At 57.5% G+C, this 24,021-nt stretch carries 24 protein-coding genes and 1 pseudogene; 15 read left to right on the top strand and 10 right to left on the bottom strand.

All coding sequences use genetic code 11. From position 1 onward, the window contains the following. The first annotated feature begins 302 nt into the window (after positions 1-302). The 7 genes from ACO6TI_RS29690 to ACO6TI_RS29660 all read left to right on the top strand — a co-directional run bounded on the left by ACO6TI_RS29690 (position 303) and on the right by ACO6TI_RS29660 (position 7,662). On the top strand, positions 303-1,280 hold the full coding sequence (locus tag ACO6TI_RS29690) for a LacI family DNA-binding transcriptional regulator (protein WP_104701189.1): 978 nt from the start codon (positions 303-305) through the stop codon (positions 1,278-1,280). Continuing rightward, positions 1,277-2,296 carry an extracellular solute-binding protein gene (locus tag ACO6TI_RS29685; protein WP_104701190.1) on the top strand — a complete coding sequence of 340 codons (1,020 nt, stop codon included), beginning with the start codon at positions 1,277-1,279 and terminating at the stop codon, positions 2,294-2,296. Before ACO6TI_RS29690 ends, ACO6TI_RS29685 begins: the two co-directional genes overlap by 4 nt. A gap of 61 nt (positions 2,297-2,357) precedes the next feature. After that, entirely contained in the window at positions 2,358-3,182 is an 825-nt protein-coding gene (locus ACO6TI_RS29680) for an ABC transporter permease (protein ID WP_055391708.1), read from the top strand. A gap of 3 nt (positions 3,183-3,185) precedes the next feature. Next, on the top strand, positions 3,186-3,962 hold the full coding sequence (locus ACO6TI_RS29675; protein WP_055391706.1) for an ABC transporter permease: 777 nt from the start codon (positions 3,186-3,188) through the stop codon (positions 3,960-3,962). Next, the gene (locus ACO6TI_RS29670; RefSeq protein ID WP_055391704.1) at positions 3,955-4,968 is read left to right on the top strand and encodes an ABC transporter ATP-binding protein; all 1,014 of its coding nucleotides are present in this window, start codon (positions 3,955-3,957) and stop codon (positions 4,966-4,968) included. Before ACO6TI_RS29675 ends, ACO6TI_RS29670 begins: the two co-directional genes overlap by 8 nt. Then, on the top strand, positions 4,965-5,873 hold the full coding sequence (locus ACO6TI_RS29665; protein ID WP_422383934.1) for a nucleoside hydrolase: 909 nt from the start codon (positions 4,965-4,967) through the stop codon (positions 5,871-5,873). Before ACO6TI_RS29670 ends, ACO6TI_RS29665 begins: the two co-directional genes overlap by 4 nt. Then, positions 5,860-7,662, top strand: coding sequence for an adenine deaminase (locus ACO6TI_RS29660; protein ID WP_422383933.1), 1,803 nt, complete (start codon positions 5,860-5,862; stop codon positions 7,660-7,662). The genes ACO6TI_RS29665 and ACO6TI_RS29660 overlap by 14 nt, the downstream gene beginning before the upstream one ends. Positions 7,663-7,697: 35 nt before the next feature. Here ACO6TI_RS29660 and ACO6TI_RS29655 read toward each other — a convergent pair. The 8 genes and pseudogenes from ACO6TI_RS29655 to ACO6TI_RS29620 all read right to left on the bottom strand — a co-directional run bounded on the left by ACO6TI_RS29655 (position 7,698) and on the right by ACO6TI_RS29620 (position 14,495). After that, positions 7,698-8,010 (bottom strand): annotated as a pseudogene (locus ACO6TI_RS29655) (RidA family protein). Between the two features lie 21 nt (positions 8,011-8,031). Then, on the bottom strand, positions 8,032-9,138 hold the full coding sequence (locus ACO6TI_RS29650) for an NAD(P)/FAD-dependent oxidoreductase (RefSeq protein ID WP_422383932.1): 1,107 nt from the start codon (positions 9,136-9,138) through the stop codon (positions 8,032-8,034). Continuing rightward, positions 9,135-10,157 (bottom strand): histone deacetylase family protein, encoded by a 1,023-nt coding sequence (locus tag ACO6TI_RS29645; RefSeq protein WP_422383931.1) that lies wholly within the window; start codon positions 10,155-10,157, stop codon positions 9,135-9,137. Before ACO6TI_RS29645 ends, ACO6TI_RS29650 begins: the two co-directional genes overlap by 4 nt. Continuing rightward, positions 10,154-10,636, bottom strand: a complete 483-nt coding sequence (locus ACO6TI_RS29640) for a GNAT family N-acetyltransferase (RefSeq protein ID WP_422383930.1) — start codon at positions 10,634-10,636, stop codon at positions 10,154-10,156. The genes ACO6TI_RS29645 and ACO6TI_RS29640 overlap by 4 nt, the downstream gene beginning before the upstream one ends. A 2-nt stretch (positions 10,637-10,638) precedes the next feature. Beyond that, a complete protein-coding gene (locus ACO6TI_RS29635; RefSeq protein WP_422383929.1) occupies positions 10,639-11,196 on the bottom strand; it encodes a 3-keto-5-aminohexanoate cleavage protein in 558 nt (185 codons plus the stop codon). 234 nt (positions 11,197-11,430) lie between these two features. Next, complete coding sequence (locus tag ACO6TI_RS29630) at positions 11,431-12,171, bottom strand: maleate cis-trans isomerase family protein (RefSeq protein ID WP_055391695.1); 741 nt, start codon at positions 12,169-12,171, stop codon at positions 11,431-11,433. A gap of 9 nt (positions 12,172-12,180) precedes the next feature. Continuing rightward, positions 12,181-13,347, bottom strand: coding sequence for a M24 family metallopeptidase (locus ACO6TI_RS29625; protein WP_422383928.1), 1,167 nt, complete (start codon positions 13,345-13,347; stop codon positions 12,181-12,183). 2 nt (positions 13,348-13,349) lie between these two features. Next, complete coding sequence (locus ACO6TI_RS29620) at positions 13,350-14,495, bottom strand: M20 metallopeptidase family protein (protein WP_055391693.1); 1,146 nt, start codon at positions 14,493-14,495, stop codon at positions 13,350-13,352. Between the two features lie 123 nt (positions 14,496-14,618). Between ACO6TI_RS29620 and ACO6TI_RS29615 the strand changes: the two genes are divergently transcribed. Continuing rightward, positions 14,619-15,068 carry an Lrp/AsnC family transcriptional regulator gene (locus ACO6TI_RS29615; protein ID WP_422383927.1) on the top strand — a complete coding sequence of 150 codons (450 nt, stop codon included), beginning with the start codon at positions 14,619-14,621 and terminating at the stop codon, positions 15,066-15,068. A gap of 13 nt (positions 15,069-15,081) precedes the next feature. Here the strand turns inward: ACO6TI_RS29615 and ACO6TI_RS29610 are convergent, their stop codons facing one another. After that, positions 15,082-15,546, bottom strand: coding sequence for an Lrp/AsnC family transcriptional regulator (locus tag ACO6TI_RS29610; protein WP_055391692.1), 465 nt, complete (start codon positions 15,544-15,546; stop codon positions 15,082-15,084). Between the two features lie 101 nt (positions 15,547-15,647). Between ACO6TI_RS29610 and ACO6TI_RS29605 the strand changes: the two genes are divergently transcribed. The 4 genes from ACO6TI_RS29605 (at position 15,648) to ACO6TI_RS29590 (ending at position 19,762) form a co-directional block, all read left to right on the top strand. After that, positions 15,648-16,697 carry a pyridoxal-phosphate dependent enzyme gene (locus ACO6TI_RS29605; protein ID WP_422383926.1) on the top strand — a complete coding sequence of 350 codons (1,050 nt, stop codon included), beginning with the start codon at positions 15,648-15,650 and terminating at the stop codon, positions 16,695-16,697. Positions 16,698-16,719: 22 nt separating this feature from the next. Continuing rightward, entirely contained in the window at positions 16,720-17,769 is a 1,050-nt protein-coding gene (gene dctP / locus ACO6TI_RS29600) for a TRAP transporter substrate-binding protein DctP (protein ID WP_196894040.1), read from the top strand. Positions 17,770-17,880: 111 nt separating this feature from the next. Beyond that, entirely contained in the window at positions 17,881-18,417 is a 537-nt protein-coding gene (locus tag ACO6TI_RS29595) for a TRAP transporter small permease (protein WP_055391690.1), read from the top strand. Between the two features lies 1 nt (position 18,418). Further along, on the top strand, positions 18,419-19,762 hold the full coding sequence (locus ACO6TI_RS29590) for a TRAP transporter large permease (protein ID WP_321205787.1): 1,344 nt from the start codon (positions 18,419-18,421) through the stop codon (positions 19,760-19,762). Positions 19,763-19,867: 105 nt separating this feature from the next. Here ACO6TI_RS29590 and ACO6TI_RS29585 read toward each other — a convergent pair whose 3' ends face one another. After that, on the bottom strand, positions 19,868-20,872 hold the full coding sequence (locus ACO6TI_RS29585) for a LacI family DNA-binding transcriptional regulator (RefSeq protein WP_422383925.1): 1,005 nt from the start codon (positions 20,870-20,872) through the stop codon (positions 19,868-19,870). A 210-nt stretch (positions 20,873-21,082) separates the two neighbouring features. Between ACO6TI_RS29585 and ACO6TI_RS29580 the strand changes: the two genes are divergently transcribed. The 3 genes from ACO6TI_RS29580 to ACO6TI_RS29570 are packed head-to-tail and all read left to right on the top strand — an operon-like array spanning position 21,083 to position 23,977. Next, a complete protein-coding gene (locus ACO6TI_RS29580) occupies positions 21,083-22,198 on the top strand; it encodes a sugar ABC transporter substrate-binding protein (protein WP_422383924.1) in 1,116 nt (371 codons plus the stop codon). 1 nt (position 22,199) lies between these two features. Then, positions 22,200-23,003 carry an ATP-binding cassette domain-containing protein gene (locus ACO6TI_RS29575; protein WP_055391730.1) on the top strand — a complete coding sequence of 268 codons (804 nt, stop codon included), beginning with the start codon at positions 22,200-22,202 and terminating at the stop codon, positions 23,001-23,003. 17 nt (positions 23,004-23,020) lie between these two features. Next, the gene (locus ACO6TI_RS29570; RefSeq protein ID WP_063832855.1) at positions 23,021-23,977 is read left to right on the top strand and encodes an ABC transporter permease; all 957 of its coding nucleotides are present in this window, start codon (positions 23,021-23,023) and stop codon (positions 23,975-23,977) included. Positions 23,978-24,021: the final 44 nt, after the last annotated feature.

Genomic DNA, 24,021 nt, shown 5'->3' with positions numbered 1-24,021 from the left:
GCGTGTCGCCCTTGGAACCGTTTGAGAGGCTCAACGGGCTCCACGGGCTCCACGGTCCCACCATCACAGCTTGCCAGAAATATCCGTTCTGCCTTGCGTCTCGAGCCGGTAGTCACCGTTATTGTGTGACGCATCACAAGCAACATCCTGGAACTTGCGTTCATGGGCCAATGGCAAGGCGAGCGTGGGATCGTCCCATTTGCACTTTTTGGGTTCTTGCGTCAAAATTTTGATTAATCGATTAACTTAGCCGTTGACTTGGATGGAACTTGATTGCTTAATCGTTAAAGCAAGAGGGTTCGATGGTCAGCATCAAGCAAATCGCAAGCGACATGGGCGTGTCGACCGCAACAATTTCGAATGCGTTGACCGGCAAGGGGCGTGTTTCGCAGGAGTTGGTCACGCGCATCCAGACCAGGGCGGAAGAGCTCGGATATCGCCCCAGCATTGCGGCGCGTGCACTCAAGACCGGGCAGACCGGCATACTGGGTCTCGTGATGCCGGATCTTACCAACCCGCTATTTCCGCGCATTGCCCAAACACTGTCAATTCAAGCGGACAAACGAAAACTCGGAATTCTGATCGCGGATTCGCGCGGCAGTGCAGATGAGCAAAGCGAAGCCTTGCGAAGGCTACTGGACAGAGGTGTGGATGGGCTCATCGTCGTTCCACAGAAGGGGACGACGCCGGATCCTATGCCCGTGCCGGTCGCTGTCCTGAACACAGCTTCAGATCCCGGGAATTCGGTTTCGGCCGATCACTCGGGCGGCGGTGCCCTGGTTGCGCGGCACATTTTGGACATCGGACATCGCAAGGTGGTGATCCTTGGCGGAGATCAGGTCTCGGAAGTGCAACGCGATCGCATTGCCGGCATGACCGATGCGCTGCCATCCGACATTGGTGTCGACGTATTCTGGGGAGATGCAGGTGTTGAGAAATCGGTCGCCATGGTTCAGACGGGTGCAACGGCGATCATGACCACTTCCGACCTGATTGCTCTTCAGGTACGCACGGAACTGATGCGCACGCAAATATCCGTTCCCGATCAGGTCAGCCTGACCGGTTTCGATGATATGTCGTTCTCATCGATCATGCATCCGGCACTTACGACAGTTGCCCAGAATGTCGACGAAATCGCAAGCAGAGCGATTGATATCATCTCCGCCAAAATCAGCGGCAACATGCCGGATCACGAGGGGGAAACCGTGCCAATGCGGCTCGTCGTGCGGCAATCGACATCCATCCCGAACCACATTTTCAGCAGGAGACCACCTCGATGACCAAGTACATATCAATCCTTGCGCTGAGCGCTGCTCTCACCGCGACCGGCGCGGCGGCACAAGAAAAGCTCACTATTTCAGTCTATTCTTTCGCTCAGGATGCCTACAAAGAGGCGCTCTACGATCCATTCGAAGAGATGTGCGGCTGTGAGCTGGTCATCGAGACCGGCAACTCGGTGGAGCGCATGGCCAAGATCGAGGCAAATGCCGCTGATCCCGTCATCGATATGGCCGTGATTTCTTCCCACGACGCGCTGAGCCTGGCGCGGAAAAACCTTCTGCAACCCATCGATACATCCAGGCTCCAGAGCTTCGACAAGCTCTACACCGCCGCGCAGGATCCGATCGGCGACAACATGGCGGTTGGCTACACCTTCTATGCGAGTTCGATCGTCTATCGCAGCGATCTGGTGAGCATAGAGAGCTGGAACGATCTGCTGGGTGAAAAGCTTGCCGACAATGTCGCTTTGCCGAATATCACCGGCACACAGGGACCGCTCACACTTATGATGCTCAACAAGGCCGAGGGCGGCAAACCGGGCGAATTTTCGGGCACGATTTCGGCGATCGGCAAACATGCCGACGACATCGTCACTTTCTATTCCCGATCCTCCGAGCTCGCTCAGCTCATGAACCAGGAGGAAGTCATTGCAGCGCCTGTGGGGCGTTTCGCCTGGAGCCGGTTCAAGAGTTCGCCACTTCCGTTCGCATGGGCGGAACCGAAGGAAGGCCAGGCAGGTGGCATGAACGTCATGATCATGACCGCAAACAACGGCAATGAGGACCTGGCTTACAAGCTCATGGACTATTGGCTTTCAACCGAAGTGCAGACCCGCATTGCGGAGGCACTGATCGACAGTCCTGCAAACACGGAAGTGAAGGTGAGCGACGAGGTGGCCGAGAACCTCACTTATGGTGCGGAGCTCATCAATTCGCTCAACATTCTGGATCCGGCGGTCATCATCGCCAACCGCGATGCCTGGGTCGAACAGTGGAACAACGAAGTGATCCGATAACACACGTTGGAGGGCGGCCTTTCCGGTCGCCCTTGCGTGTCCCTGTGGCCGGAGCCTTTTCATGTTTTTAAACCGCTCAGAAGGATTTGCGCTTGCACTGCCCGCGGCGCTCTTCACCTTCCTGGTGTTCCTGGTTCCCGTAGGTATTCTGCTGTCGGCGGCATTCCAGGCTGAACCCGGGGTCTGGAGCTTGCAGGGATATGTCGACTTTTTCTCAGAATCCCTGAACCAGAGCGTCTTCTTGCGCACCCTGAAGCTCGGTATACTCGTTGCCGGCACTTCCGCGGTGATCGGTTATGCGGCGGCATTTTGTATCGTGAATTTGCCGGCATCGTCGCGCGGCCGCATCTTCGGCCTTGTCGTGCTGCCGCTGATGATATCGCCCGTGGCCAGGACCTATGCCTGGATTGTCATTCTCGGCCGTACCGGCATCGTAAACGACGTGATCGTGGGGCTGGGCTTGTCGGAAACGCCCATTCGCCTCCTGTTTACCGAAACGGCGGTTTTCATCGGTCTTCTCCAACTGTTCCTGCCGCTCATGATCATATCCCTTGTCTCGGCAATGGAGAACATCCCGCGGGATGTGGTTCCAGCCGCCCGCGTGCTGGGCGCCAGCTGGTTCCAGGTGTTCTTCCGGGTCATTCTGCCGCTCACCAAGGAAGGGCTGGTGATCGGAGGCACACTTGTCTTTACCGGAGCGCTGACAGCCTATATCACCCCTGCCATTCTCGGAGGATCGAAAGTCCTGATGTTGGAGACTTTGCTCTACCAGAAGGTCAACGTGTCGAATGATTTCGTATCGGCAAGCGTCATCGCCATGATCCTCATTGTCATGTGTTTTTCGGCCAATCTGGTCCTGAAACGTATTGCCTCGGTGCGGAGCTAGACCATGTCCCGCCTTACAATCTGGCTCATCCTGGGCACAACGCTCACTTTCCTGATCGGGCCTTTTCTGATCGTCATTTTCGCAGGAGCCTCTGCGGGGGAAACTCTGACCTTTCCTCCCCAGGGCCTGTCGCTCAAGTGGTACGCCAAGGTCTTCACGGTGGAGAGCTTCCGAGACAGCTTTGCATTGTCGATGTTCCTTGCGATCTTCGGCACGCTGACGGCCCTGCTGATCGGCATCCCGGCCGCCTATGCGCTCAATCGCTACAACTTGCCCGGAGCCGAGGCCATCCGGACGATTGTTGCCGCACCCATCATCGTTCCGGGGATTATCGTGGGTCTCGCGCTCTTGCGCTATTTCGTCGTGCCGCTTGATGTGACAATCACCATGGCACTTTTCGTGACGCACACCGCGCTGGTCCTGCCCTATGCGGTTCGTGTCGTCTCGTCGAGCCTCAACAACCTGCGTGCGGACATGGAAGAAGCGGCTGTTATTCTTGGCTGCACGCGCTTTCAGGCATTTGTCAAAGTCGTTCTGCCGAATATTCGCGGCGGTATCCTTGCAGCCTTTATTCTGGGCTTCGTGACCAGCTTCAATGAAGTGCCGGCCTCGCTCTTTCTGTCCGGGCCGGGGGTGCGCACCCTGCCGATCGACATGCTTTCCTACATGGAAATCACATTCGATCCTTCCGTGGCGGCTCTCTCGGCTCTATTGGCCTTCATGTCGGTTGCCATCGTCTTCGTCGCCGAACGACTCCTGGGGTTTTCTCGTTATGTCTAACGCATACGTTTCACTGACCGGTCTAACGCTTTCATATGGGCAGACGGTCGCGGTGCCGGAGCTGAACCTGGATATCCGAAAGGGTGAGCTGATTGCGCTTCTCGGTCCTTCGGGATGCGGCAAGACAACCACCATGCGGGCCATTGCAGGGCTCCTCGCTCCGACAAGCGGAAAAATCATGATCGACGGTGCGGATGTAACCCGGACACCTGCGAACAAGCGTGGAATTGGCCTCGTTTTCCAGTCCTATGCGCTATTTCCTCATCTCAGCGCCTTCGAGAATGTTGCTTTCGGGTTGCGGCTCCAGAAACAGCCCGACGCGCAAGTCCGTGCCAAGACCGAAGCCGGCATGGCGACTGTCGGCCTGACAGGCTTCGAAACGCGAAAGCCTTCTGAAATGTCGGGTGGCCAGCAGCAGCGATTGGCGCTGGCCCGGTCGCTCGTAATGGAACCGAAAGTTCTGCTGCTCGATGAGCCTCTGTCCAACCTGGACGCACGCCTGAGACTTGAGATGCGTAACGAGTTGCAGCGGGTCCAGAAGGACACCGGGATCACAATGGTCTTTGTCACGCATGATCAATCGGAGGCACTGGCATTGGCCGATCGTGTGGTGCTGATGAAGGACGGCAAGATAGAGCAACTGGGGACGCCAGCGGAACTCTATGCCGAGCCCAGCACCGCGTTCGCGGCGAATTTCATGGGTTTCGAGAACATCTTCCGCCTGGAGGGTGCGGACCTGGTCTCGGATCACGGCCGGTTACCCTTCGGCACCGAAGCTGCGGTCCCGCTACTGGCCTGGCGGCCAGGCGGTGTCGCGGTCGGAAAGGGGCCTCACGTTGGCCGGGTGATTGCCAGCAGTTTCGCAGGTGATCACCGGGAATATGTGATCGACAGTCCGTTGGGTCAGATCAAGGCGGACGCTTCCATCGATCTCCCTGAGGTGTTACTTGGCCAGCAAGTCGCATTCGATCTTCCACAGGCAACCGCACGGCATTTGGCAGCGTGACAGCAATTTGGGTTGATACTGATTTCGGGTTTGACGACCTTTGGGCGCTTCTCCTGCTGCGGCACCTGGGACATGAGGTCGCCGGTGTTTCCCTTGTCGCGGGCAACGCCCCGCTCGCCCAGGTTTGTGCCAATGCCATGGGAGCCAAAGAGGCCTATGGCTTCGACTGGCCTGTCTGGCAAGGCGCTGATCGGCCGCTGAAACGCCTGCCGGAGACCGCTGAACGCATACTCGGCCCCACCGGAATGCGGAGCCGGGGAGCCAGGTTGCCGGTTTCCAGATCCGGTGCACCGCCCAAGGGCGCACCGGACGCGATGCGGGATTGGCTTCAGACTGCCAATGACGCGAAATGCCGGATTTTGGCTCTCGGTCCACTCACGAATATTGCGCAGCTCGTTACGCAGTCACCCGAGGTGAAAGGCCGGATCGAACGATTGGTCTGGATGGGGGCAAGTGCGGGCGCGGGAAACCATACGCCCATGGCCGAATTCAACGCGGTGGCCGATGCCGAAGCATTGGATTGTGTCCTTGCATCCGGTCTTGCAGTCGACATCGTCGACCTTACGTTTTGCCGAAAGGTGACTTTCGGACCGGAAGATATGCCCGAGACAGATGAGTTGACCCGCGACCTGCTGGGAGGCTACCTCGATATCGCGCTGGAGCGTGCTCGTCCGGGCATGGCGATTTATGACCCTCTTGCGGCACTGGCTGTGGCGGATCCGGACAGTATCGGCTTTTCGTCCTGCAAGATTGAGGTGTCGACGGAAACGGACGAAAGCTATGGGGCCACCAAGGTCATCGAAACAAGTTCGTCCACAACGAGAATTGCGACCGAAGCGAATGCGGATCTGGCGCAACTCTGTCTCAGCGCATTGAAACGGGAGGCCTTAAATGGCCCAAGATAGCGACCTTAACGCGCCGGAAATGAGAGACCGGGCAGTCAGAGCGGCCCAGGGCCATATTCCCTTCGACCTTCTGATTGCGAACACGCGTTTGCTGGACATGGTCACGGGCCGCGAACGTGACGCGGATATTGGCGTGACAGGGGGGCTCATTGCCAGCGTGCATTCTCCGGACAGGGCGCGTGAGGCGCATGCCTTCTTGGATGCCGGTGGCCGTTTCGCGGTCCCGGGTCTGATAGACACGCACATGCATGTGGAAAGCTCCATGGTGACCCCGGCTCAATACGCGGCAGCCGTGGTTCCACGAGGCGTCACAACAGTGGTTTGGGACCCGCACGAATTCGCGAACGCCTGTGGTCTTGCAGGGGTCGACTACGCGGTTTCGGCAGGCAGGGACCTACCGCTTCGCTTTCTGACACTTGCGCCAACCTGTGTTCCCTCTGCTCCAGGTTTCGAGACGTGCGGTGGCGACTTCGGCCCGGAGGTGCTCTCGGAACTGTTGACCCGCGAAGATATCCACGGCGCTGCGGAGCTGATGACAATGCAGCCTCTGCTCAGTGGCAATCCCAGGGTCAAGGGCATCGTGAATGCGGGATTGGCAAGCGGAAAGAGGGTCTGTGGACACGCACGCGGCCTTGAGGACGGCACCCTGGCAGCATATGCGGCGGCAGGCGTCGAGAGCGACCATGAGCTGACAAGTGCGAAGGACCTGATTGCGCGGCTGGAAGCGGGTATGACGGTTGAACTTCGGGGCTCCCACGAACATCTCTTGCCGGAATTCACGGAGGCAATTCTGGAGCTGGGTCATCTTCCTCAGACACTCACTTTTTGCACCGACGACGTTTTTCCCGATGACCTGGCCAATCATGGCGGGCTGGACCATATGGTCAGGCGCATGATCGGTCACGGGCTTCCGCCTTCATGGGCTTACCGCGCGGCGACACTCAACGCAGCGACGCGTATCCGGCGTTCAGATCTGGGACTTGTCGCACCTGGAAAACGTGCCGATATCGCAATCCTCGACGACATCGAGCGCGTGAAAGCCAGTCTGGTAGTCGCAGACGGTGTCCTGGTTTCCGAGGGCGGCAAGATGGTCAGGCCTTGTCTCGCGGCTGCTCCTTCAGTCGCGCTCAGGAACTCAGTTGCGGTCCGTGAACTGCGGCCCGATGATTTTGAGGTTGCCGCCAAGGGATCAACAGCTGAGATCGCAACCCTCTCCAAACCGAGGTTTCCGGCTTGGGGAGCTCGAACGGTGGATGTAAAGGCAGGGAAATTGTCGCTTCCCGATGACATGATCCGCATGGCTATCGCCAACCGGTACGGTCGAAATCTGCCCGTGCGTGTGGCATTTCTGGAAAACTGGGGAACATGGCGCGGCGCATTCGCGACAACCGTTTCTCATGACAGCCACAATCTCACCGTCTTCGGTTGCGATCCGGTCGACATGGCGCTGGCCGCAAACACGGTCCGCTCATCGAATGGCGGGTTGTGTGTCGTCTCCGACGGCAAGGTGCTTGGGCATCTAGCCCTACCCCTGGCAGGCCTTGTCAGTGAGGCGCCACTCTCAGAAACGGCCGAAAGCTTTGCCGCTTTGCGCCGGTCACTCGACACGTTGGTCGACTGGGAGCCACCCTACCTTGTTTTCAAGGCGCTCTTTGGAGCATCTCTCGTTTGCAATGCCGGTCCACGCCTGAGCGATGTCGGCATTGTTGATGTCTTCAATGAGCAGATCCTTGAGACACCCGTTATTCCGGCAAGATCTACCCCGATGCACGCACAAGAACGTCCCTGATTTGACCAGGGTCTGTCGCAGCGACCTGCCGCTGATCAGGTCACTGCAACCGCGATGATTTCCACCGCAAAGTCCGGTGTTGCGAGTTTGGATTGCCCACAGGCCCGGGCCGGAGGATTGGCCGGATAAACCGAGGCGTCACAGACCTCGTTCATCTCGAAAAAGTCGGCCATGCTCGCAAGCCAGATGTTTGCCTGCAGGATACGGCAATTGTCGCTGCCTGCGTCACTCAGAAGTCTTTCGATCGTTTCCAGAATTACCGACCAGTCCGGCCAGCCCGACCATGTTGCCAGGGACAACGGCCTGGCTCATGCGCGGACCGATCCCGAACCGTTTGATTTCCGTCATATTGTTTGCTTAACCGTTCAATCAATTCTGGCTGAGACGGGAAGGATCGAGAGCCTGCACAACCTCCTGTGCCAGTTCCGGTTTCCGTCCCAGACAAAGATCCGCCGTGAGCTGCGACAAGGCAGGTGCGGTTTGAACACCGTATCCGCCCTGTCCGGCCAACCAGAAAAATCCGTCCCCATCGGGAGCAAAGCCGACGGCAGGCGTTCGATCCCTTACAAAGCTGCGAAGACCTGCCCAGCTGTGTTCCACACGTGTGATCTGCATTTTCACAGCCTGTTCGAAACGGTGCAGTCCTTCCGCGAGCGCCATGTCGTCTACCCAGGCATCATGAGGCTCCACTGGGTCTTCATCTGCCGGAGAGACCATGAATTTACTTGCGTCCGGTTTCACGTACCAACTTTCCGATGCGCTCGCGACCAAAGGCCAGGACGTGATATCGAACCCGTCCGGCGGTGCAACTATGGCCGCAGACCGGCGCATCGGCTGAAGCCCAATCCCTTGAATTCGTGCCCGTGCCGCAATCACGTCCGCCCACGCTCCGGCCGCGTTTATGAGGACCGGAGCCTCAAAGCTGCCGGCTGGTGTCTCCACGCGCCAGGCGCCCTGTGCCCACCGGATCGTCTCTGCCGGTGCCCGTGTTACAATTTTTGCCCCATGCTGCCTGGCAAGCCGGACAAAGCCTTGAAGTAACCGGTCAACGTCAATGTCCCTGGCGGCTCGCTCGATTGCCGCTGCAGCAATCCTGTCCTTTTTAAGGAGCGGGAATAGAGTGACGGCCTCTTCAGCCGTCAAGAGATCCATACCGTCTGCGCCATCCAGATAGGCCTGAAACGCACCGAGCTCCTCTTCAGTGGCTATCAGCATTTCACCGCGCGGCGTCAGCAGGCTATGGCCGGACAATCCTTCGGGTGTTTCCAGAATCGGCTCAGAGGCCACATTGAGCGCCCGCAAGGTGGCATTGCCGTAGTTGCGAATGAAAATCGCCGCCGAACGGCCTGTCGCATGCCGGCCGAGCGCATCTTCCATCTCAAGCAGAGTGACCGATGCGTCTGGCGCAAGACGCGCAGCTGCGCCGGCGCCGGCGATACCGCCGCCGATAATCAGAAATTCAGACCGGAGTGTCATGCGCGTTGAAATCCCGTCAGGACACTGGTCAGATTGTGGCCAAGCTCATCGGCCAGGTATCCGCCTTCCTGGACAAACAGTGTGGGCAGACCGAGTCCGGCGATTGCCGCTCCGATGCGGGCGAAACCGGGTGTGGTGATGGCAAGGCCCTTCAGCGGGTCATTCTCGTAGGCATCGAGACCGAGCGCAATAATCACGATGTCCGCACCAAAGGCCAGAACGCGCTCAAGTGCTGTGTCGAGTGTTGTCAGATAGGCGTCGTCGCCGGTCCCGCGTTCCAGTGGCAAGTTGAGATTGGTTCCCCTGCCATGCCCCTCGCCACGCTCATGGCCGTGCCCCCAGTAGAACGGATAGAAGCCGCTCGGATCGGCGTGAACGGAAACGGTAAGAACATCACTTCGTTCATAGAAGATCCCCTGGGTGCCGTTGCCGTGGTGGACGTCAATATCGAGAATTGCAGGTCGCCTCCCGGCCATCAGCAACCGTTCTGCCGCGATGGCGGAATTGTTCAAAAAACAAAATCCGCCGGCCAGATCGGAAAACGCGTGGTGGCCGGGCGGGCGGGACAGGACATAGGCTGCCGTCTCTCCTTCAAGCATCAGGTCGGCACCTTCAACGGCGCTTTGCGCAGACCAGTAGGCTGCGTCCCACGTGCCTTCGGCGATGGGACAACTGGTATCCGCCTGGTGAAAACCGGCCTGTCCGACCGCCGACCGCGGATAACTCGCAGTTCGCCGGTCCGGATGGACGTTCGGGATCACTTCGTCGGAGGCGTTCTTTATCCGGCGCCACCGTGCGTGGATTGTCTGCAAAAAGACTAGGTATTCAGCGGAATGCAGGGCGGCGACCGGACCCAAGCCATGGTCAGTCGGTGTCTGGAACACACAACCTGCCTCGATCGCCCCATTTTGAAGGACCTCTATTCGGCGAGGCTGTTCCGGATTGGCAAGCCGCGTACCGGCTGCCATGAAATGCTTCGGATCATGTTTCCGCTGACGGTCATCAAAAATGGCTTTCATGAGCGTTTCCTCAGGCTTTCCAGCGCTACTCCCTTGAGGGAAAGCACGGTTTCATCCGGCAGTTCTTCAAACCCAAGTCGCGCATAGAAACGGCGAGCTTCGATGTTGTGGTTGTGAACGGCAAGTTTCAAGAAGCATATGCGCCAGGCGGATGGCGCTTCCACCAGTGCGGCTTGCAGCAATCGCGGTCCCAGGCCTTGCCTTCTGGCAAGACGGGAAACCCAAAGGTCCGAAACATAAAGGCCCGCTCCACCCAGACTGGTCGAGAACACCGGCGACGCGATGAGGACGCCCTCAAACACGCTGCCTCGTTCTGCAACAAGCGCGAAAAAAGCCGGGTTGTCGCCAAAACCATGAGTAACAAGATCCTCTGTTCCAGCCCGGTGTGTTTCGCCGAGGTCAGCCGATAGTTGTTGCAGCGCTTGATTGAGCCGATCTGCATCGGTTGCCGTTGCTTTCCGGATCGAGATCCCGTTCATGATCAGAATGCTTCTCCGCCATACGCTTCAGGACAAGCATGGTTTTTGCCGCAGCCGCGGTTGCCGTTGTACGGCGGGTGTCTCAGAACCGACGCGATGTTTCTTGGTGCGTTTTTGAAGATTAGATCGTCCGTGGTTTCCAGAAAAGGCTTTTCCCGGTCAAACTTCCGGTCATCGTGGCTATCGGCCATCGGGTACAGTGCGAAATTCATCGTTTCCTGCTTGAGCGAACACATTTCCGGCTCGCACCGGAGCCGATTTTTCAGGCGTTCTTGCACCACCATGGCAGTCCTGCCGTCGGTGGTCACGCTGAAACCAGGCCGCAAATGGCCTGTTTTTGCAGCAACAAGCAGTGATAGTTCTCGGCCTTTGCTGTGGGACGGACGACCATGTTCCGGAATTCTGGCGACAAGATGCAAGGCCACAGCGCCAGCTTCGGCCGAATCCGAGACCTGTCGGCTATCTCGCCGGCCGTGACAGCAAAACAGGGCGACGTGGCCAGCGTGCGAACGGAACCCGAAGGCAAGGCTCAACCGCGCCGTATAAGCCCTTCTGGACATGTCGCTGAGCAAAATCGCGAGACACCGATCGAGACGCGTACGTATCCGTGACGTCTCAAGAACCAAGGGAAGCGAATTGCAATCCGCCGAAGCAATCCGTGTGCTCGCCGCGCCCGGGCATCAATATCAAGCCGGTCATTCCTGGCTGGGTTTTTCGCAGCGGGTGAGTGCCGTCACCGTTGGGCGCTGAATGATACAGGACCGTGGCCAGGGACTTGAATGGTCGGCTTCACGCTATCCGAACAGGAGGCCGAAATCGGGCAAAGGATCCCTGATCTTTGCAAGGCGAAGCATGTGCCAGGCCAGCGCCTGATTGCTGCTGATGATCGGCACGCCGACTTTCCGCTCCATCTCCTTGATAATATTGAGGGTTCGAAGGCTGGTGCAAGAAATCACGATCGCGTCGCAGGGGGCTGCCGCAGCAATGTTTTCTGCCGCAGCGACGATCGACTTCTCGCAAATTCTGGCAACAGTCCGGTCATTGCCTTCTTCGAACGACCCAAATCCGGCGATGTCAAATCCGGCTTCGACAAGTCGCCGCCGCATGCGTTCAGACACTTCAGGTATGTACGGCGTGATGAAGCCGAGCCGTTTTGCCTTGAGCTCGCGTCCAGCCGCGATGACAGCAGCAAGCGGGTCGGACACCAGAGCGTTCGGATAGACCGTCCGGATGGCACGAGCAACGTTTTCCGAACCGATCACCGAGGATGCCGATGTGCATCCGTAGCCGATCACGTCATAGTCCGGCGCACTCGGCAAAAGTCGTGCGGAGGCCGGGAGGTCCCTTTCCATTTTGGCCAATGTGTCTGCGCGGACTTCGGGCACCATCGGAATACGACTGTGATAGAGCGCGACGCCCTCGAGTGCCATTATTCTTGAAAACTCGGGCTCGAGTGTTTCGTCGGTTTCCAGCACGATCATGCCCATCGTTGCGCGGGTCCCGATCCCGATATCCGTATCAAATTCCAGCTTCATGGGTTTTCCTCAGATAACGGGCAGATCGCGGGGAGCGCGTTCTGACAGCAACTCCGGACCGTCCTTGCGCACCACGATGTTTTCCTCGTGCACCATGATGCGACCATCGCCGTAACTCAGTGAGGGTTCGAGTGTGAGGACCATATTCTCCTGAAGCACAGTGTGGTCGAAGGCAGCGTGCGAGGGCCATTCTGTGAGCTGCATACCCAGTCCGTGTCCAAGGCGGCCGACATCGCCACCCTGATCGTCCAGTTCTGCGATGACAGCCTGCATGGTCTGAAAGAGCTGCCGGCAGGTCGCACCTGTACGCGCCGCATCAATTCCGGTTTCGGTCGCACGCCAGAGCACATCATAGGCACGGCGGGAGGCATCGTCGGCTGTCCCGATGGCAAAATTCCGATCGAAATCGCAATAATACCCGTCCCAAACCGCGCCGGTGTCCAGCATAAGAATGTCGCCATTGGCAAGCGGGCGACGGGAGGGAGGGGAAATCACGTCCCGGTAGCCACCCTGATCCGCGCCGCCGACCAGATAAGGAACGTCATCGGCACCCAGGGCAAGGCCTTCACGCCGGACGGCCCGAAACAGATCTTCCAGGGGCTGACCTTCATGCACCAGTTCGGGAACGCTCGCAAAAATCCGTGAACCGATCGAGCAAATGTGTGCAAGCTTCTCGATCTCCCGATCGGACTTTACCATGCGCAGACCCCGGATCAGCGCGGTCGCATCTGCTATCGAAAGGCCAGGCAGACCTGCAACCAGGCGTTCATAGTCGCCCAACGGCATGCGCAGCGCTGTTTCATGGCCTTTCATCACACCGATTGTTTTTCCCGCCTGAGCCAGAGGCGCGAGCAATTCCGTCAACAGGCTCAGCCCGTCATCGTCCGGACAGGGTGCACTCCAGGTGCGGATGTCGTCCAGCCATGTACTGCGCATCAATTCCGCACCAATTTCGGGGATGACAGCGACCGGTTTGCCGACCGGTGGCACAAAGACAAACCATGGCCGGGTCGGGCTTTGCCAGAACAGGGTATGGAAGCCCGTGAAATACCTGACCTCCGCTTCCGTCATCAGCAACAATCCACCGAGACCCGCTGCGGCCATGCCTGCCTGGGCCTGTTCGGTGCGAGCTGCAAATTCAGCTTCGGGAAATCCGCGCATGGGTGACCCGTTCACGATCAGTCCTTTCGAAATGGCAGCCGGTCGCGAACCAGTTGCACCCAGAATTCGGCCCCGATGGGCAGCAGTTCATCGTTGAAGTCATAATCGGAGGCGTGCAACGGTTGCCCATGTGCACCCGTTTCGCCATTTCCCATCAGTAGAAAGCAACCGGGAACCGCATTGGAGAATTGCGCAAAGTCTTCTGAAAAACTCATGGGCGGACGTTCTCTCACGGTTTCGCATCCGGCTGCTTCTGCAGCCCGGTAAACCGCGTTCGTCGGCTCCTGTGCATTGATTGTCTCGATGAATTCTGCAGCGAAACTGACCGAAACCGTAACGCCATGTGCCGCGGCCACGCCTTCGGAGATCTGACGCATGAATTTTTTCACGGCGGTCCGATCTTCCGGAGATCGGGCGCGGAAGTCGCCTTTCAGAATGGCCTGCCCGGGAAGCACATTGCGCTGGCCGTCCGTCACAAATTCGGTGACGGACACCACTGTTCCGGCCGCGGGAGGAAGCTTGCGTGCAACGATGGTCTGCAGCGCGAGAACGATTTCCGAAGCGACCGTTATCGCATCCACGCCCGTTTGCGGCATGGAAGCGTGTCCGCCGCGGCCCTGTACCTCGATCTCAAACAATGTTTCGCTGTTGCAGATGATGCCGGTCCGGGAGGAAACCTGTCCTGTCGGGGCACCTGGGAGGTTGTGGATCGCATAAACTTCGTCAACCGGGAAGCGTTCCAGAACGCCTTCGTCGATCATGGCACGGGCACCGAGCCCATGCTCTTCGTTGGGCTGGAACAAAAACACGGCAGTCCCGTCGAAATCCGGATTTTTGGCAAGTCGGGCAGCGGCGCCCAGCAGCATTGTCATGTGTCCATCATGCCCGCAGGCATGCATTACGCCGGGTGTTTCCGACACATGGTCATGGACGGATGTCTCGGTGATCGGGAGCGCATCCATGTCCGCCCGCAATGCAATGGCGCGATTGCCCTTGCCGCTGCGCAAAACACCGACAACACCGACACCCTCGTGAACCTCCAGGCCGATTGCGCGCAATTCGCGGGCAACTTCGAGCCTGGTTCTGTTCTCCTGAAATCCGAGTTCAGGGTTGCGGTGAAAATCCCGCCGCCGCTCCGTCAAACGTTCTTCAAGCGCGTTCATGCATACGCCTCCCGTATCCCAGAGTTCTATTTACAATGTCTGCTCGGTTGGTGGGCGTTGATTTTTGTCTGATTGATGACGAAAAACATTGAAACACGAAAAAAATGCGATCAAATTCGGACCATGGATGACAAGGATTTTGAAATACTTCGCCTTGTGCAGTGCGATGCACGTCTGACTGCCGACACGATCAGTCAGGAAATAGGATTGTCGTCGCCCGCGGTGCAAAAACGCTTGAAGCGGCTCCGCGAAAGCGGGGTGATCGAAAGAGACATCGCGGTATTGTCACCTTCACGACTGGGACGCGAAATGACAATCATTGTCGATGTCATTCTGGAACGTGAAAGCCGCCGGCACCTGGATGAATTCAAGCGCAAGATGCGCTCCGCACGTTGTGTTCAGCAATGCTACTACACGACCGGAGAAGCGGATTTCACGCTTATCCTCACTGTCCGGGATATCAAGGAATATGAAGAATTCACCCAGGAGCATTTCTTTGATGAATCCAACATCAGCCGCTTCAGAACATCGGTGGTGATGGACAGGGTGAAGGTATCGCTCGACGTTCTGTGAACGCACCGACAACTCAGATCGGCAACGTCAGCCCGACTTTCGTTCGTTCCATCGTCACGGAAGTGCGAAATCGCCGGACGTTTGAATTTTCAAAGAACAGCCTGTGGGTCAATTCCTCGAAATCCTGCATGTCCCTTGCCGTGCAGATCAGAATGAAATCGGCGTCTCCAGTCACATAGTAGCATTGCTGGACCTGCGGCTCATTGCGCGCGAGTTTGCGAAACATGTCCAGTTGCTGCAGGCTTTCGCGTTCCAGTTCGACCAGAACAATCAATGTCATGTTGTAGTCCAGCCGGGCAGGATCCAGAATGGCGACTTCCTGCTTGATGACACCTGCGTCTTTCAATCGCTTCTGTCGTCTTTGTACCGACGGTACCGACAATCCGCATTCTTCGGCCATGACTTCCAACCCGATCCGCCGGTCGGACTGCATCAATCTGAGGATCGTTCTGTCGGCATCATCAAAATTATCATCCATGATATTTTTTCTCGAGATTTTGGTTTCTATCAAGAAATTTAGTTGAGTTTAGATGGATAATTGAAAAAATCAAATAATGTGAAAATGCTACATCATGGAGCATGAAACACGCAGACATTCTTGATTTTAATCCGGACTTCGAGCGGGCTCTAGCCTTCTTCCAGGCACAAGGAAACTATGCAGTCTCGCCTTTGCGGGAAGTGCAGGGACCTGACGGCTATTGCATCCTGGCGAAGGACGAGACCGACAGGATGGGGCTGGGGGCCTTCAAGGCACTCGGCGCACCTTATGCTGTTGCCCGGCTGCTCGGAGAAGCCTGGTTTGCCAAAACCGGAGAAACCCTGACGCCCGCACGTTTCAAGGATGCGGATGTGCGGTTGCTGGCCGAAACGCAGACCTTTGTTTGCGCAAGTGCCGGCAATCACGGTTTGGGCGTTGCCGCCGGAGCCCAGGATGTTGGCGCCAGGTCACGTATCCATCTGGCCAAAACCGTTCCGGAGAACTTTGCAGAGCGCCTGCGCGCGCTGGGTGCAGAGGTCGTGCGGTCAGGCGAGGTCTACGATGAAAGTGTCGCGGCTGCGATATCGGATGCTGCCCGGACCGGTGCAACTCTGCTCGCCGACGGTACGTGGTCCGGATACACCGAGATCCCCAAATGGGTGATGGAAGGTTACTGCGTCATAGCCGAAGAAATGCGCGCCTCGTTCGAGGTGTCGGGACGCTGGCCTACCCACGTTTATCTGCAAGCCGGCGTCGGCGGTCTCGCAGCCGCAATGGCGCACATGATCAGGCTGAACTGGACCGTACAACCGGACCTGATCGTGGTCGAGCCCGAAGCCGCGGCCTGCCTGAAGGCAAGTCATGACACAGGCAAGGCAACCCGGTCCGACGGACCAGACTCCAATATGGGGCGCCTGGACTGCAAGGAACCTTCGATCGTCGCATGGCAGGTGCTTGAGCGCTGCCAGGTCACCTATCAGACGCTCTCCGAAGAAGACGGCGCAGCCGCAGCCGAGGCCGTGACGAAGCTCGGCATAACCACCACTCCATCCGGCGCAGCCGGCTTCGGCGCGTTGTGTGCACAGGTCCCCGAAAGCTCAACCGGCAAGGATTTTTTGCCCCTTGTCATCATCTCCGAGGGACCCGCCTGAGCGGGTCGGGAAAGGAAACAAAATGCAGAAACTGATTTCAAAACTCGCCATTCCGGCATTGCTGGCCGCAGCGCTGGCAACAGGCGCCAGTGCTGAAACGTGGAAGTTCGCGTCCGAAGAAGACAAGAACGATGTACAGGACATATTCGCCAAGACCTTCGCCGAGACGATCAAGGAGGAATCGGACGGCGACATCAAAGTCCGGATTTTCTATTACGGCCAGCTCGGCACCGAAAACGACATCGTCGAGCTGACGGCCAGAGGAACCGTCCAGTTTGTCTCGGTCGGTACCGGTCATCTGGGATCCTATGTTCCCGAAGTCCAGGCACTCAGTGTTCCGTATGTGCTGGGCAGCGATGTGGATGCCATTCGCGAGGTTCTGACAAGCAGTGAAACGATTTATAACGATCTCAGCGATCGGTTCGAAAAGGTCAATCTGAAGCTGTTGACCATGATTTCCGAAGGCGAAATGGCCTGGGGGGCCAACAAGGAAATCCGCAGCCCGGCCGATTTTGACGGCCAGAAGATCCGCACCTTCACCTCGACGATCCCGGTAGAGACCTACAAGGCCTTCGGTGCAACCCCGACGCCGCTCTCATGGGGGGAAGTCTACGGGGCGCTGCAGCTCAAGACAGTCGATGGCATGGTCAATCCGATCTACTTTATCTACAACGCCAAATGGCACGAGGTTCAGGACTATCTGATGTTTCCTGGCCAGCAGCCTTACGTCGGCACCGTTTCGACCAACAGCGAATGGTTCAATGGCCTGAGCGCCGACAAGCAGGCGATGGTGCACAAGGCGATTGCAGCTGCCGAACAGGCCGCACACGACTACCAGCTCCAGATCAACAAGGAAAACATGGACAAGATACTGGCTGAACGCCCGGATCTGAAGGTCGTGGTTCTGACGGATGAAGAACGCGCTGTCTTCAGGGATCTCAGCAGCGGTCTGCATGAAACCTACTACACGGTTGTCGAAAATGCTTACGGCGAGGAAGAGAAATCCGAGGCGCGCGCGCGTGCGCGGAAGATCCTGGAAAATCTTGTCCGCGAAGTAAAAGACGCCTCATAGGCGAACAACGATACGCGAAGGGCGTGGGGACCTGTTCCCGCGCTTTTTGCATTTGAACGCGCGAGGAGGGCGCGGCTGCGCCGAACTTCGGCCAGCAATCGGGAGATCATCATGAAGACGTTGTTGCTGACCGCCAACCGGGGGATCGAGTTCGCCGAAAAGGCCATTATCATCTTTTCAATCCTGTTGATGATGGTGAATTCGACCGCAAACGCTATCGGTCGGTATGCATTCGGCCAAAGCCTGTTCTTCGCAGAAGAGCTGAACCAGTTTCTGATCGTCGGTGTCACATTTGTCGGGTTTGCCTACGCGGTTCGCAAGGGCAGGAATATCCGAATGACCGCCGTTTACGATGCACTTTCCAGCCGCACCAAGAAGGTCCTGTTGACCTTGATATCGCTGACAACAGGCCTGTTGTTGATGTTCCTGACCTACAAATCAGTGATCTATGTTCAGGAAGTCAAGGATATAAACCGGTTGTCACCGGCGCTGCAGTTTCCCGTCTATATCATCTATGCGGTGATCCCCGTCGGTCTGGCCATGGCCAGCCTGCAATACCTGATCGCATTTCTGATGAACGTTACCCATGAAGGCACCTATCTGTCTTTGTCCGTCCAGGACGGGGACGCAGAAGACATCGGGGTTTGACATGAGCGATATCATGAATTTCCTGAGTGATGTCGTGGCTGGTGAACTTGATATCTACGTCATCACCTTCACACTTGTTGTGACCATGGTGGTCCTGCTGTTTCTCAGTTTTCCAATGGTGGTGCCCCTGGCCGTCGCGGCGCTGGTGGGGCTCGTTCACTTCTCGCAAATCGATACCGGTGTCATCATTCAGCAGATTGTCACCGGCATTTCACCCAATGCGCTGATCGCCGTGCCCATGTTCATCCTGGCAGCAGACATCATGGCGCGCGGGCATACGGCGAACAATCTCCTGGGTCTGATCGAAGCCTATTTCGGTCACCGCCGGGGAGGACTGCCGATCACGGCCTGCCTCAGTTGCACGCTTTTCGGATCCGTTTCCGGCTCCACGCAGGCAACCGTCGTTTCGGTCGGCCAGATCATGCGTCCGAAACTGCTGGCCGCAGGTTATAAGGACAGTTTCGTCATGGCGCTGATCATCAACGCCAGCGACATTGCCTTTCTTATCCCGCCAAGTATCGGGCTCATCCTTTACGGCACTCTCGCCAATACCAGCGTTGGAGAGCTCTTTATCGCCGGCATCGGGCCCGGGATCGTGCTGGCTGTACTGTTTTCGGTCTACTGCTACGTTTATAGCCTGCTTCAGGGCGACACGATTGCGCTTGTGGAACGAAAAACGGGTGCGGAACGGATCGCGGCTCTCAAAAGAGCCCTGCTTCCACTCGGATTTCCGGCGTTGATTGTCGGCGGTATTTATTCCGGCGCAGTCACGCCAACCGAGGCGGCGTCCTTTTCGGTGCTGTACGCATTGGTGGTCGAGTGTTTGATCTATCGCGAACTCAAGCTGAATGACGTCCTGAACGCGGCCCTCAGTACCGGTCTCATCACGGCTGTGGTGTTCATTCTCGTCGGGATGGGGCAGGCATTTTCCTGGTACATCTCATTCGAGCAGATCCCGCAAGGCCTGCTGGAGCCGCTCGATCTGGAGGGGGCTTCCGACGCCTATATTCTTGCCATTATCGCGTTGAGCTTCTTCGTCGGCTGCATGTTTGTCGACTCGCTGGTGGTGCTGGTCATCCTGACACCCATTTTCGTGCCGATCGTCGACTCGTCAGGTCTTGATCCGGTGCTGGTGGGGGTAATGGTCACCCTGCAGATGGCAATCGGATCGGCCACACCGCCGTTCGGCTGTGACATCTTCACGGCGATCGCGATATTCAACAAGCCATACATGGAAGTGATCAAGGGAACATTCCCGTTTTTCGTGATCCTGTTCGTGATGTCCGCCTTGTTGATATTCTTCCCGGGCATTGCGTTGATGTTGCGGGATCTGGCATCCCTTTGACACGAAAACCCGAAGGTCCGTGCGCGTTCCTTCGGGTTATTCAGGTAAGTCCGCGACTTTTTCCGGCCGGATGCCAAGTCTGAAAAGCGCGCCCGATGGCGAAGTCTAGGAAGGTTTTTCAGCCGTACTTGCCCGACTGACGATCCTGAACCCGACATCCTGTTTTCCATCGGCCGCCTGCTGTCCATTCAGTCGATCCAGGATAAGTTCTGCCGCACGTTTCCCGATATCCTGACCATAAAACTGTACGGTTGTAAGGCCAGGCGTGACCAGCGCGGCTATGTTGGCATCGCCGATACCGCATACCGCAATCTGATCGGGAATCTGCCAACCCCGGTTCTGCAATTCGGCAATCGCGCCGACCCCGATGATTTCATTTGCGCAAATGATCGCATCCAGACCGGGATTTGCGACGACAAAATCGGCTGCGATCACTCCGCTGTCGGCAATATCAAGGGGATTGCGAACATTCTGGCGAGCAGGCATCCCGATGCCTGCTTCGGCAACTGCCGCATAAATGCCTTTGCTGCGCTTGGCGGCCCGATTTTCATGGATTTCGTGTTCAGGGCTGGTTGCGACATAGCCCAGGGATTCATAGCCGCAACGTATCATGTGGCTGGCGATGTCATGTCCGGCAGCGAAATTGTCGAACCCCACAGCCATGTCGATATGATCAGCTGCAATGTCCCACATTTCGACAACCGGGATCCTGGCACTCTCCAGCAATTTGTGCGTTTCGGCCGTGTGCAGGGTTCCGGTAAGAATGATCCCGTCGGGACGATGGCCGAGAAGGGCCCTTACCAGTTTTTCCTCACGCTCGGGGGAATAGGACGAACAGCCCAGAAGCAACTGGCAACCCTCCTGCTCCAGGGCATTTGAAATGCCTTGCACGGTGTCGCTGAAAACGGAGTTTTCGAGTGTTGGGACCAGCGCGACGATAACACCGCTGCGTTCCCGGCGCAGAGTGTTTGCCGCCAGGTTCGGTACATATCCAAGAGCGTCGACCGCTGCCTGGACCTTCTTGCGGGTCGCCTCGGCCACCTTTCCAGGCTGGTTGAGTACGCGAGACACCGTCATCGCCGATACGCCCGCATATTTGGCTACAGCCATCAGGTTCGCGCGTTCCTGCCTGTAACTCCCTTTTTTGTCTGACAAATCGACCTCGATAACCAATGCGCTTGACTAAATTTTCGTTTCGTGAAAGTCTATGTTAACCTTAACATCAAGCTGGTTTCGTTGTCTATACACGATACAAGCGTCATTCGTACCAAAAAAGAACAATAAGAACGGTGGAGAATTTCTAAAAAGGGAGGACTGATAATGTTAAGCTTAACATCTACTATACGCCTCATGACAAAGGTGTTCCTCGGGGCGACGATGCTGGTTCCGACAGCCTTCGCACAGGATTTTGAAGCACGGCCAAAGGGAGGTATCCCGGGTGCGTTGTTGCCCGAAGAGCGTTCCCTTTGGGTCTATGATACCGGATCCAGGAAATTCGAACCCACCGAAGGAGATGCTTCGGCCGCTTACGAAGCATCGCCGCGGGCTCTGCCTGACGGCACGAAAGTCGGATTTGCCGAGGGCTGGGCGGCAATTCCGTTCTCTTACGCGATCAACCAGAGGCTTTATGAGCTTGCCGGTGAGTTGGGGTTCGAGGTGGTCTACTGCGACAACGCCTTCAAGGCCGACCAGGCTGTTACCTGTGCTGAGCTTCTGGTTCAGCAAGGGGCTGATGTTGTCATTGAATCCAATTGGCAATCGGGTGCAGCAGCAGCGGTGATGAATATCTTCAACGAGGCAGGCATTCCGGTCATGTCGGTCGACGTTGTTCATCCCAATGCCATTTTCCTGGGAGCCGACAACTACGCCAGTGGCCTGATTGGCGGGCAGGCAGCTGCCGAACATGCCAAGGCGCTTGGCCGCTGCGATGATGTTACAGTGCTCGTCGGCATCAACCCCGGTGAGGGGGAGGCCGCCAATGAACGGCTGTCCGGTTTTGTCGATGGTGTCCAGACAGTCTGTGGTGCCCTTCCTGCCGACAGGATCGACGACGAACTGATCGATGCAGGCACGACCGACCAGGCATTGACGGTGGTGACGGACTGGCTGACCGCCCACCCCGGGGCGGGTTTCGTCCTGGCAACAGCAATTGACGATCCGCGCGGTTTTGGAATGTCGAACGCAATCGCACAGGCCGGTCGCGAAGGAGTCGCCGTCGGCATCGGTTGCGACGAGGTCGGCGTTGCGGCAACGCGCGTGCCCGTGAAAGACAACCACTTCCTTGGCTGCGTGGCCTATTTCCCCGAGAAATATCCCGACTACGCGGTTTCGATTGCCGCCGATATCCTGGAAGGAAAGGCTGTGCCACAAGAGGTGCACCTGGACCATGTTTTCCTGACAGAAGAAAGCATCAACGATGCCTACCCCGCAGAGTGAAATGAGCGGACATAATCCGGGCGCCGACAGTGGCGCCCGGCCACCCCTGATCGAGCTTCGTGGCATCACCAAGAAATTCGGCGGCTACACCGCACTCGACGGGGTCGATTTGAAGATCGGTGAGGCAGAAGCTGTCGGCATCATTGGTGACAATGGAGCGGGCAAGTCGACCCTGGTGAAGGTGTTGTCGGGGGTCCATCGTCCCAGCAGTGGAACAATGCTGTTTCGAGGCCAGAAACTCACCCTCGGCAGTCCGCTTGACGCCAGGCGCAACGGCGTCGAGATGATTTACCAGGATCTTGCGCTTTGCGAAGATCTTGATGTGGCGCAGAACATTTTCCTTGGTCGTGAGCTGAAGAAGAATTTTGGCCCCTTCAGGGTTCTCGACCGTCAGGCAATGACAGAGGCCGCGGCCAACGACATCGCCGATATGGGGCTGGACTTTGATGTTGAACGGGAAGTCGGTCAGCTGTCGGGAGGTGAACGCCAAATGGTAGCTGTGGCGCGGGCGCTGCAATTCGATCCGGCGGCGCTTCTCATGGACGAGCCGACGGCAGCCCTGTCTGCGGAGAAGATCCGCAAGCTCTGGGAAATGATCGGACGGCTCAAGCAGCGGGGCGTGTCCATTCTCCTGGTCAGCCACCGTTTCACCGACATCCTGAACATTTGCGACCGGATCGTGGTTGTGCGCGCCGGTCGCATTGCAGGCGAAATGATGCCGCACGAGCTTCCACCGGCTCAAACGATGGCAATGATGACCGAAATGATGACCGGTGACACCGTTGGCAATGGAGCAGAAGCGTGAACGTGCTGAACTCGTTTATGAATTCAAGAATTTGGGGCCGTGGTGCAACTGCACTGAACCCCGGCCTTGTGCTGGCCGTGGTTGTGGTCTTCATCGCACTCAGTTTCATTTCGCCCTATTTTCTGACGGCAACCAATCTTCTGAACGTCGCCAAGGCGCTTGTCATCGTCGGCATTGCCGCGGTTGGGGAGACCCTCGTCATCATTGCAGGTGGTTTTGACCTGTCGATCGGGTCGACCATGGCGGCTGCCGGAATGCTGGCCGCCTACATGCTGGATTCAGGATTTGGTGTCGCGGCCGCGTTTTGCGCCGCAATCGGACTGGGCATGAGTATCGGAGCGACCAATGGCGTGTTGATCTCCTACTTCCGGATCAACCCGCTCATCGCGACGCTTGCAATGCTCGCAATCATTCGCGGTCTGGCTTTCGTCATCTCGAACGGTCGCGAGATCGTCATAACGAACCAGACCTGGCTTAACCTCGGCACCGGTAAACTGGCAGGAATTCCCTATATCGTGCTGATCCTTGTGCTGGTCTACCTTGCATTTCTGCTTCTCCTGCCGCGATCGACCTTTGGCCGGTACATTTACGCCATCGGGTCGAATGCACGCGCTGCAAGGCTGGCCGGGATATCGACGCAGAGGTGGCGGCTGCTGATCTACATAACCTGTGGCGCGACCGCGGCGCTGGCTGGCCTGATGCTGGCAGCACGGACCGGCAACGCACGTCCTGCTGCCGCCATGGGTTTCGAACTCGACGTGATCACGGCCGTGATCCTGGGGGGCGCCAGCCTGAAAGGGGGGCGTGGCACGCTGCTGGGAACCGCAATCGGTCTTATCCTGCTGTTCATGATCAACAACGGGCTTACGCTGGCACAGGTGCCGTCGTTCTGGCAGCAGGTCGTCAAGGGCGGCATTCTGCTTGCTGCGGTTCTGTATGACGAACTTCGCCGCGGCAGGGTGGACGACGGTTAGACGGATGGCAGGAAAAAGTCTCCAAATTCCAAGCATAAAGACAA

Source organism: Roseibium album (assembly GCF_965233825.1).
In the GTDB taxonomy this organism is placed as follows: domain Bacteria; phylum Pseudomonadota; class Alphaproteobacteria; order Rhizobiales; family Stappiaceae; genus Roseibium; species Roseibium album.
Note: the sequence above shows the minus strand (reverse complement) of the source record. Positions and strands in the feature narration are given on the sequence as shown.

Excerpts from the sequence above, each read along its gene's own strand:
- ACO6TI_RS29615 (WP_422383927.1), top strand. The coding sequence starts at position 14,619 with ATGGATGACAAGGATTTTGAAATACTTCGCCTTGTGCAGTGCGATGCA.
- ACO6TI_RS29670 (WP_055391704.1), top strand. The coding sequence starts at position 3,955 with ATGTCTAACGCATACGTTTCACTGACCGGTCTAACGCTTTCATATGGG.
- ACO6TI_RS29680 (WP_055391708.1), top strand. The coding sequence starts at position 2,358 with ATGTTTTTAAACCGCTCAGAAGGATTTGCGCTTGCACTGCCCGCGGCG.
- ACO6TI_RS29580 (WP_422383924.1), top strand. The coding sequence starts at position 21,083 with ATGTTAAGCTTAACATCTACTATACGCCTCATGACAAAGGTGTTCCTC.
- ACO6TI_RS29690 (WP_104701189.1), top strand. The coding sequence starts at position 303 with ATGGTCAGCATCAAGCAAATCGCAAGCGACATGGGCGTGTCGACCGCA.
- ACO6TI_RS29685 (WP_104701190.1), top strand. The coding sequence starts at position 1,277 with ATGACCAAGTACATATCAATCCTTGCGCTGAGCGCTGCTCTCACCGCG.
- ACO6TI_RS29610 (WP_055391692.1), bottom strand. The coding sequence starts at position 15,546 with ATGGATGATAATTTTGATGATGCCGACAGAACGATCCTCAGATTGATG.
- dctP (WP_196894040.1), top strand. The coding sequence starts at position 16,720 with ATGCAGAAACTGATTTCAAAACTCGCCATTCCGGCATTGCTGGCCGCA.
- ACO6TI_RS29660 (WP_422383933.1), top strand. The coding sequence starts at position 5,860 with ATGGCCCAAGATAGCGACCTTAACGCGCCGGAAATGAGAGACCGGGCA.
- ACO6TI_RS29595 (WP_055391690.1), top strand. The coding sequence starts at position 17,881 with ATGAAGACGTTGTTGCTGACCGCCAACCGGGGGATCGAGTTCGCCGAA.
- ACO6TI_RS29630 (WP_055391695.1), bottom strand. The coding sequence starts at position 12,171 with ATGAAGCTGGAATTTGATACGGATATCGGGATCGGGACCCGCGCAACG.
- ACO6TI_RS29675 (WP_055391706.1), top strand. The coding sequence starts at position 3,186 with ATGTCCCGCCTTACAATCTGGCTCATCCTGGGCACAACGCTCACTTTC.
- ACO6TI_RS29590 (WP_321205787.1), top strand. The coding sequence starts at position 18,419 with ATGAGCGATATCATGAATTTCCTGAGTGATGTCGTGGCTGGTGAACTT.
- ACO6TI_RS29645 (WP_422383931.1), bottom strand. The coding sequence starts at position 10,157 with ATGAAAGCCATTTTTGATGACCGTCAGCGGAAACATGATCCGAAGCAT.
- ACO6TI_RS29650 (WP_422383932.1), bottom strand. The coding sequence starts at position 9,138 with ATGACACTCCGGTCTGAATTTCTGATTATCGGCGGCGGTATCGCCGGC.
- ACO6TI_RS29620 (WP_055391693.1), bottom strand. The coding sequence starts at position 14,495 with ATGAACGCGCTTGAAGAACGTTTGACGGAGCGGCGGCGGGATTTTCAC.
- ACO6TI_RS29575 (WP_055391730.1), top strand. The coding sequence starts at position 22,200 with ATGAGCGGACATAATCCGGGCGCCGACAGTGGCGCCCGGCCACCCCTG.
- ACO6TI_RS29640 (WP_422383930.1), bottom strand. The coding sequence starts at position 10,636 with ATGAACGGGATCTCGATCCGGAAAGCAACGGCAACCGATGCAGATCGG.
- ACO6TI_RS29635 (WP_422383929.1), bottom strand. The coding sequence starts at position 11,196 with ATGTCCAGAAGGGCTTATACGGCGCGGTTGAGCCTTGCCTTCGGGTTC.
- ACO6TI_RS29585 (WP_422383925.1), bottom strand. The coding sequence starts at position 20,872 with ATGGCTGTAGCCAAATATGCGGGCGTATCGGCGATGACGGTGTCTCGC.
- ACO6TI_RS29605 (WP_422383926.1), top strand. The coding sequence starts at position 15,648 with ATGAAACACGCAGACATTCTTGATTTTAATCCGGACTTCGAGCGGGCT.
- ACO6TI_RS29570 (WP_063832855.1), top strand. The coding sequence starts at position 23,021 with ATGAATTCAAGAATTTGGGGCCGTGGTGCAACTGCACTGAACCCCGGC.